At 39.9% G+C, this 6,352-nt stretch carries 5 protein-coding genes and 1 pseudogene; 3 read left to right on the forward strand and 3 right to left on the reverse strand.

The features are described 5' to 3' along the window. Positions 1-202, forward strand: a pseudogene (locus HT671_RS07785) (hypothetical protein); the annotation flags it as partial. A gap of 417 nt (positions 203-619) precedes the next feature. On the opposite strand, the gene HT671_RS07790 reads toward HT671_RS07785, so the two are convergent. After that, complete coding sequence (locus tag HT671_RS07790; RefSeq protein WP_050208611.1) at positions 620-1,903, reverse strand: solute carrier family 23 protein; 1,284 nt, start codon at positions 1,901-1,903, stop codon at positions 620-622. A gap of 302 nt (positions 1,904-2,205) precedes the next feature. After that, positions 2,206-2,919: a 16S rRNA (guanine(527)-N(7))-methyltransferase RsmG gene (rsmG, locus tag HT671_RS07795; RefSeq protein WP_023936541.1), complete on the reverse strand. Its 714-nt coding sequence runs from the start codon at positions 2,917-2,919 to the stop codon at positions 2,206-2,208. A gap of 93 nt (positions 2,920-3,012) precedes the next feature. Here rsmG and HT671_RS07800 point away from each other — a divergent pair, with 93 nt between their 5' ends. Further along, on the forward strand, positions 3,013-3,573 hold the full coding sequence (locus HT671_RS07800) for a LemA family protein (protein WP_023936539.1): 561 nt from the start codon (positions 3,013-3,015) through the stop codon (positions 3,571-3,573). Position 3,574: 1 nt separating this feature from the next. Next, positions 3,575-4,474: a zinc metalloprotease HtpX gene (gene htpX, locus HT671_RS07805; RefSeq protein WP_023934415.1), complete on the forward strand. Its 900-nt coding sequence runs from the start codon at positions 3,575-3,577 to the stop codon at positions 4,472-4,474. A 147-nt stretch (positions 4,475-4,621) separates the two neighbouring features. Here htpX and HT671_RS07810 read toward each other — a convergent pair whose 3' ends face one another. Continuing rightward, entirely contained in the window at positions 4,622-6,148 is a 1,527-nt protein-coding gene (locus HT671_RS07810; protein ID WP_023934417.1) for an ATP-binding cassette domain-containing protein, read from the reverse strand. Positions 6,149-6,352 lie beyond the last annotated feature (204 nt).

Genomic DNA, 6,352 nt, shown 5'->3' on the forward strand with positions numbered 1-6,352 from the left:
CTTGTTGGGCTCCAATGGGGAGTAGGTCCACATGTCCATAGTCACTATATACGAGAATTTCGCTATTGTTATGGAGCTGTTGATGCCCATATTGGAAGATATCATGAATCAACTTCAAGATGTTATACAAGGACTGGAGAAGGAGGTGATAAAGTCCATCGTTAATCGGAGATGGACTAGAATGCTTTTTGAAAGCAGATGAGTATTAGATTATGAAGCAGAGCTGGAAGACGCTGAGATTTTAGGAAAGTTTTGGAATAAGGAAGGTTACTATATTATAGTTTATAACAATGCTAAAAAAGCCCCTGAACTGTTCAAGGTAGAGTTCTCTGAGTGGAAGCGTATGCATATAGGGGAGACATATTAGACAGCGTTAGGGGGATACACTTACTTTTAAGTATCAAAAAAATGAGCACTTCCGTAATTGGAAATGCTTGTTTTTTGATATGTTTAGACTCTTATACTCAATGAAAATCAAAGAGCAAACTAGGAAACTAGGAAACTAGCCGCAGGTTGTTCAAAGCACTGCTTTGAGGTTGTAGATAAGACTGACGAAGTCAGTTACATATATCTACGGCAAGTCGACGTTGACGTGGTTTGAAGAGATTTTCGAAGAGTATTAGTCTTTATTTTCGTATGGCAAGATCAAGTTCAAGATGATTCCTGTCATGGCTGAAAGAGCAGTACCTGAAAGTGTAACTGGACCAAGTTTAAGGACAGCTCCTCCAAGTCCAAGAACCAACATAGCACTTGCGATGATGAGGTTTCGCATTTGAGCGAAATCAACACGTTCTTTAATCAAGACTTTCAAACCATTGCTGGCGATAACCCCATAGAGAAGGATTGACATACCACCAAGTACAGCGTTTGGAATAGTTGAAATCAAGGCAGTGAATTTACCAAGGAAGCTGAGGGCAATCGCGATGAAGGCAGCGTTACGGATAACTGAGACAGAAGCGATACGAGTCATACCGATAACCCCTGTATTTTCTCCGTAAGTTGTATTGGCTGGTCCACCAAGGAAGGCAGAAACAGAAGTTGCGATACCGTCACCAAGAAGAGTACGGTGGAGACCTGGTTCTTTTAAGAATTGACGGTCACAGATTTGACCCAAAACAGTATGGTCTCCGATATGTTCAGAAATTGTTACGATAGCGATTGGCAAGATAGCGATGGCTTCTGGACCAAAGTAAAGATTGTATTCTTTAAAGGCACCACCTGTGTTAAATGGCAAGTAGAAACCAGGAATTTCAAACCAGTTAGCTTTAAGAACTGGTGTAAAGTCAACCAAGCCAAGAGTTAGTGCGAAGAGGTAACCACCGATAATGGCAAAGAGAAATGGAATGATTCGTAGGAATCCTTTTCCCTTTGTATTGATAAAGGCAGCAATCAAGAAAGTAACAACTGCTACAAGAGCATTTTTCCAATTCCCATCAGCTACAAGACCAGCGTTGGTAACAGCTGAACCTGCAAGTCCAAGACCGATAACGATGATCATAGGTCCGATGATGATTGGTGGCAAGAGTTTATCAATCCATTTTGTTCCTACAAATCGGATGCTGGTAGCAACAAGGACATAGACCAAACCAGTCAAGATAACCCCTGTTTGAGCAGCAGATACATCCCCACCCATTTCTTTCATAGCCAGTGACATAGCTGTGATAAAAGCAAATGAAGAACCTAGATAAACTGGAACTTTAAAACCAGTTGAAATCATGTAGATGAGTGTTCCAACACCTGAAGCAAAAAGGGCAACAGATACAGGCATTCCCAAAATCAAGGGTACCAAGATGGTCGCACCAAACATGGCGAAAACGTGTTGGAAGCTAAGGAGAATTCCTTTTCCAGCCGAAGGACGTTGGTCAACGTCTAGTAACAAATCAACAGTTGATTCTTGTTTCATATAAACCTCACTTTTGGGTATCAAAAAAGAGCCCATTATTTTACAGCAATAGGCCCTCAGAGTAAGACTTCTCTAAAATCTAAACTTTAAAGAGTTTCAAGTATTTCTGTGTCTTCGTCACCTCACGGGATGACATTAAAAACCTTTGCTTAGGATAGTATAGCAGAAAAAAATGATTTTGTAAATCATTTTTTCCCGAGCCTAAAAATAAGAGAGCGAGGTTGATTTTGTAAATCATTTTTTCCCGAGCCTAAAAATAAAAGAGCGAGGTTGATTTTGTAAATATTTTTTTACTAAAAAGATTAAAGTGGGCGTTTATTTGGCATACCAGCCTTACGTGGATATTTATTTGGCGTTTCTTTTTTCTTTTCTACAACTGTCATATAACGCGGATCTCCATTTGGTAGGGCGTAGCTGAGATTGTCTTCGACTTTACTGAAGAGGAGGTTGAGGGCATTCTTAGCTTCTAATAATTCCTCAGGGGCATTGCTGGCCTTGAGTGCCAATAGTTTTCCGCCAACTTTAAGGTAAGGAATTGTCAATTCAGATAAAACCTGCATGCGGGCAACCGCACGAGCTGTTACAAAATCATATTGAGCACGGAAGTTCTTGTCTTGGGCAAAATCTTCGGCACGTCCGTGGTAGAAATGAACTCCGTTCAAATCCAATTCTTGAGCCAAAAGTTGCAGGAAGTTGATACGTTTATTGAGCGAATCAATGATGGTCACATCTAACTGAGGATAGAGGATTTTCATCGGCAGACTAGGAAATCCTGCCCCAGCTCCAATATCAAGCAATTTGATAGTTTCATTGGGAATCAAGCCTTGAAGAATGGGTGCAATCGAATCGTAAAAATGTTTGAGATAAACTTCTTCCTTGTCCGTAATAGCTGTTAAATTAATCTTTTCATTCCACTCAACCAAGAGTTCAAAATAACGATCAAATTGTTTTTTTTGCTGGTCCGAAAGTGGAAGATTTTGCTCGGCAAGCAAGTTGTAAAATGTTTCTGGTTTCATAGTTATTTCCTTCTTTAGTATCATCTTATTTTACCACAATCATTAAAAATTTGATATACTGGTACTAATCTAAAAGCAGAAAGGACTTATATCATGACTTGGATTATTCTTGGAGTTTTAGCTCTTATTGTTATTTTTGTGATTGTTAGCTATAACGGTTTGGTTAAAAATCGTATGCAAACAAAGGAGGCTTGGAGCCAGATTGATGTTCAGTTGAAACGTCGAAATGACCTCTTGCCAAACTTGATTGAAACTGTAAAAGGTTATGCTAAATATGAAGGTTCTACCCTTGAAAAGGTAGCAGAACTACGTAACCAAGTGGCAGCAGCGACTTCACCAGCAGAAGCTATGAAAGCTAGTGATGCCCTCACTCGTCAGGTTTCAGGTATTTTTGCAGTTGCAGAAAGCTATCCAGATTTGAAAGCTAGTGCCAACTTTGTTAAATTGCAAGAGGAGTTGACAAACACAGAAAATAAAATTTCTTACTCTCGTCAACTTTATAACAGTGTTGTCAGCAACTACAATGTAAAATTAGAAACTTTCCCAAGCAATATTATCGCTGGAATGTTTGGATTTAAAGAAGCAGATTTCCTTCAAACACCAGAAGAGGAAAAGGTAGTTCCTAAAGTTGATTTTAGCGGTTTAGGTGACTAAGATGTTGTTTGATCAAATTGCAAGCAATAAACGAAAAACGTGGATTTTGTTGCTGGTATTTTTCCTACTCTTAGCTCTTGTTGGTTATGCGGTTGGTTACCTCTTTATGCGGTCTGGGATTGGTGGTTTGGTTATCGCACTGATTATCGGCTTTATCTATGCCTTGTCCATGATTTTTCAATCAACAGAGATTGTCATGTCCATGAACGGGGCGCGTGAGATTGATGAACAAACGGCACCAGATTTCTACCACGTAGTGGAAGATATGGCTATGGTCGCTCAGATTCCTATGCCCCGTGTTTTCATCATTGATGATCCAGCCTTAAATGCCTTTGCGACAGGTTCTAACCCTCAAAATGCGGCGGTTGCTGCGACTTCAGGTCTACTAGCTATCATGAATCGTGAAGAACTAGAAGCTGTTATGGGACATGAAGTCAGTCATATTCGTAATTATGATATCCGTATTTCGACTATTGCAGTTGCCCTTGCTAGTGCTATCACCATGCTTTCTGGTATGGCAGGTCGTATGATGTGGTGGGGTGGAGCAGGTCGCAGACGAAGTGATGATGACCGAGATGGAAATGGTCTTGAAATCATTATGCTAGTGGTTTCCCTACTAGCTATTGTACTGGCACCTCTCGCTGCAACCTTGGTTCAGCTCGCTATTTCTCGTCAGAGGGAATTTCTGGCAGATGCATCTAGTGTCGAGCTGACTCGCAATCCCCAGGGAATGATTAATGCCCTAGATAAGTTGGACAATAGCAAACCTATGAGTCGCCACGTCGATGATGCTAGCAGTGCACTTTATATCAATGATCCTAAGAAAGGGGGAGGGTTCAAAAAACTCTTTTATACCCACCCACCTATCTCAGAACGGATTGAACGTTTAAAACATATGTAAAATGAAGGCTGGAAAAAGTCTTTAAAATCTGAAAAACGCATAATATCAGGTGTGAAAACTTGATATTATGCGTTTTATTATGGGAAGATTTACTTCTTTTTCTCCTAAAATTGTGTTTTTGCCCCACATATTTGCGATGTTGAAAATTTATAAATCTTGAAAATTAACTACCTCCAAACCGTGTTCTGTTAAGCGATAGATGATTGAACAGATCTCTTTTAAGAAACAACGGTCATGCGAAACAGTGATGAGACCACCAGGATAAGTGGCAAAGAGTTTTCTAATTTCGGGTTGAGAAGTTGGAGAAAAGTTTCGTGTGGGTTCATCTAGCAGGAGAAAGTTTGGTTTGCGCAAGACTAAATCCAAAAGCAGGAGTTTTCCTTGTTGTCCGCCAGATAAGAAGCGAATTTGATGCTGCATTTCTGGATAACTGAAATTGAGACTGGCTAAGTGAGATTGGATTTTTTGTAGTTCCTCTTTTTCCCCAGTTTTACTTAGATAGGCTATTGGTGATAAATCCAATTGCAGTTTTTGCTGGTAATCTTGTGGCATATAACCAAGCGAAATCTCTCTTTTAGCATTAAAAAGTTGCTGTAACTTGGCTAATAGGGTCGATTTTCCAATACCATTTGGCCCTATAATACCGATTTTTTCTTGGCCACGGACAGTTAATTGTAGTTCTTGCACCAAAATTCGCTCGCCAATGGATAAATTTTCTTTTTCCAGTTGGATTAAGACTTTAGAAGTAGGTAATGGCTGTATATCTGAGAAGAAAAGTCTGATTTCTTCCTCTTCAAGTGGCTTTTGGGTCATGGCCTGAGCTGCTCTTTCGTAGCGTTTTTCTTGTGAGAGGACAGTTTTCATCTTTTTAGCCAATAGGCGACCGGCAGTACTGTCTTTGGTAGCTCGAAGAGCAGTTTCTACATTTTGTTTAACTCGTTGATGTTTTTCCATGGTTTTATCGTAGGCTCTTTGGTCGTTGGCTGCTTGCTGGGTTTGTCTGGCAAAATTAGCCTTTCTCTGCTCACTATAACTATCATAGTCTAAATGCTCTACTAGTGTTTCTGCTTCTTTACGGTGCTTGACCAGTCGCAAGTGAACAATAGTGTCTGCCGTTTCAGAAAGAAAGTCCTCATCATGGGAAATGAAAATAACGGTTTGCCGAATCTTGCGCATTTGACCTTTTAGCCAATCAACCGTCTCAAGATCCAAGTCATTTGAAGGTTCATCTAAAAATAGAATCTCAAAAGGTTTGGCTAACTCATGGATGAGCTGAATTTTCAAAGCTTCACCCCCTGATAGACTACCAATCTCTTGGTCGCTTGCGAAACGATTGCTATCAAAATGCAATTCCTCAGCTAAACGATAGAGGACACTGTAATCTAAATCAATAGTATCTAAAAAGAAGTAGTCGTGTAGAGTTCTATTTTTCAGGTCCTCAGGAAGTTTTTGAGGAATGTAGGCTATTGATTGATAATCAGATTGAATGTCTCCCCCGATAGTGAAATCAGGCAAAGTTTCCCCCATTAAAATTTTAAGTAAGGTGGATTTGCCATTTCCTTCTTCACCAATAATAGCGACCTTTTCCCTGTCTTGGATGGTCATGCTGAGGTCAGAGACAAGGTCTCGTAAATCTTTGTTTTGTGTGATGGTCAGGTGATTGATTTTTATCATATGATTGCCCTTTCTAGAATGTTGATACTACATAACAAAAAGCTCTACTTTACCTAGTAGAGCCCAAAGTCTATGTCAAAAAAACTCTATTAATACTCTTCGAAAATCTCTTCAAACCACGTCAGCGTCGCCTTACCGTATATATGTGACTGACTTCGTCAGTCTTATCTACAACCTCAAAACAGTGTTTTGAGCAACCTACGG

Origin of the sequence: Streptococcus sp. 2741 (genome assembly GCF_013276315.1) — a bacterium.
In the GTDB taxonomy this organism is placed as follows: Bacteria; Bacillota; Bacilli; order Lactobacillales; family Streptococcaceae; genus Streptococcus; species Streptococcus pseudopneumoniae.